This is a genomic window from Rhodococcus sp. (in: high G+C Gram-positive bacteria), assembly GCF_049591685.1.
GTDB lineage: Bacteria > Actinomycetota > Actinomycetes > Mycobacteriales > Mycobacteriaceae > Rhodococcoides.
The window spans coordinates 1-1,815 of the sequence record NZ_JBAWFH010000515.1 but is presented as its reverse complement, the minus strand read 5'-3'; the positions used below and the strand labels follow the sequence as shown (position 1 = coordinate 1,815).

The following is a 1,815-nucleotide window of genomic DNA, read 5'->3' as shown; positions in this document are numbered from 1 at the left end:
GTATACGCCCCTGCAGTACAGCTCCGACAGCGAAGCGTTCGTCGGGCTCGTCGGTGCGAACCTCGACGACGACCTCACCTTTGACGCCGTGCGACCTTGCCACACGACCGACAACGAGCTCCATGCGTACTTCTACTGGTCGGTGTCGACGACGTCGACGCGAATCCCGCGCCCACCGATACCGGACACGAGCGTGCGCAGTGCGGTGGCCGTACGACCTCCGCGACCGATCACCTTGCCGAGGTCGTCGGGATGCACGTGCACCTCGACGGTACGACCGCGGCGACCGGTGATCATGTCGACGCGAACGTCGTCAGGATTGGCGACGATGCCGCGAACGAGATGTTCGACGGCGTCGGCGACAACGGCACTCACTTCTCAGCAGCCTCGGCGGCCGGCGCCTCTGCCGTCTCGGTGGCGGCGTCGGACGCTGCAGCGTCGGAGGATGCAGCGGTATCGGCCTTTGCCGACTTCTTCTTCTTGGCCGTGGTGGCGTCGCCCATCGGCTCGGCGTCGGCCTGAGCAAGCGCAGCGTTGAACAGGTCGAGCTTGGACGGCTTGGGCTCGGCGAAGCGGAGGGTTCCCTCGGCACCGGGGAGGCCCTTGAACTTCTGCCAGTCGCCGGTGATCTTGAGCAGGGCCTCGACGGGCTCGGTCGGCTGTGCACCGACGCCCAGCCAGTACTGAGCGCGCTCCGAGTTGATGTCGATGATACTGGGGTCCTGCTTGGGCTCGTACGTGCCGATGGTCTCGATCGCACGGCCGTTACGGCGGGTGCGAGCGTCGGAAATGACGACGCGGTAGTGCGGGGTGCGGATCTTACCGATACGCATGAGCTTGATCTTGACAGCCATGAATGGAGCCTTTCGAAGTGGTCACGGCGCAATTCTGCGGTGCGCATGGGTTGCGCACCCGGTTTTGCGTTGAAGGGGTGTTGTGACCGCCGTACGGTACGTAACCGGTGGACGGGCGAACAGCAGCCTATTGTGCCAGACGATGGCCGCGAGAAGTTAATCGCCCGTACCCGACCGGCTCACGCAACGATCAGAACCGCGAGGGCGGGAAGGGTGTTGTTGACGGAATGGGCCGTCGTGGACGCTGTGACAGATCCCGATCGCATGCGGGCCATGCCTATGGCGATGCCGCCCCACAGCAGAACCACGAACCTCCACCCCTCGCGGTGCCACAGCGCGAACAGCACAGCGGTGATCACCAGGATCACCCAGCGATTGCCCAGCCAAGAGAACGCGGTCGGCGCCACGCGGCGTTCGAGCGCCCCCCAGAGCATTCCGCGGAACATGATCTCTTCGCAGAACGGTGCCCCCAACCAGATCCAGAGGGCGAGGACGATTTTCCACGGCATCGGCACATCGGGCAGCCCACCGAGGGGCGCCTGGTCCGACAGGTCCGTCTGGGACAGCACGACGAGGGCCAGGAGGAAGCCGCCTCCGAGAGCAGCCGAACCCCAGGCAACGCCGGTTTTGAACTGGCCACCGAACTCCGATACCGAAGTCGGCAGTCCGAAGTCCACGACCGGACCATTGCCGCGATACCAGCTGAACGCCAGAGACAACGTGAGGGCCAGCACGCTCGGAACCATGATGGCGAAGACAAAAAATCCCGGCACATCCGTGTTCAGAAGGAAGGGAAGCGTCAGGAACCCGGCAAGGTTGAGAAGCAGTACCGCAGCAGTCGCGGGTATTCCCCATCGTTGCCCCGGGCGTCTGCGTGCCGCCGCGACTTCCGCACGCCAGTGGGACTGCGACAACCCCGCGTCGACGTGGTGAACGGCGTTCATCGGAGCCATCCCCGACC

General features: G+C 64.8%; 3 protein-coding genes and 1 pseudogene. All 4 read right to left on the bottom strand.

Annotation, left to right across the window (positions count from 1 at the left end):
- Nucleotides 1-124 (bottom strand): annotated as a pseudogene (locus tag WBQ44_RS21090) (ribosome maturation factor RimM); the annotation flags it as partial.
- Between the two features lie 8 nt (nt 125-132).
- Nucleotides 133-375 (bottom strand): RNA-binding protein, encoded by a 243-nt coding sequence (locus WBQ44_RS21085; RefSeq protein WP_495568619.1) that lies wholly within the window; start codon nt 373-375, stop codon nt 133-135.
- Nucleotides 372-854 carry a 30S ribosomal protein S16 gene (gene rpsP / locus WBQ44_RS21080; protein WP_495568618.1) on the bottom strand — a complete coding sequence of 161 codons (483 nt, stop codon included), beginning with the start codon at nt 852-854 and terminating at the stop codon, nt 372-374. Before rpsP ends, WBQ44_RS21085 begins: the two co-directional genes overlap by 4 nt.
- A gap of 179 nt (nt 855-1,033) precedes the next feature.
- A partial coding sequence (locus WBQ44_RS21075) for a CPBP family intramembrane glutamic endopeptidase (protein ID WP_495568617.1) occupies nt 1,034-1,815 on the bottom strand: 782 nt, incomplete at its 5' end.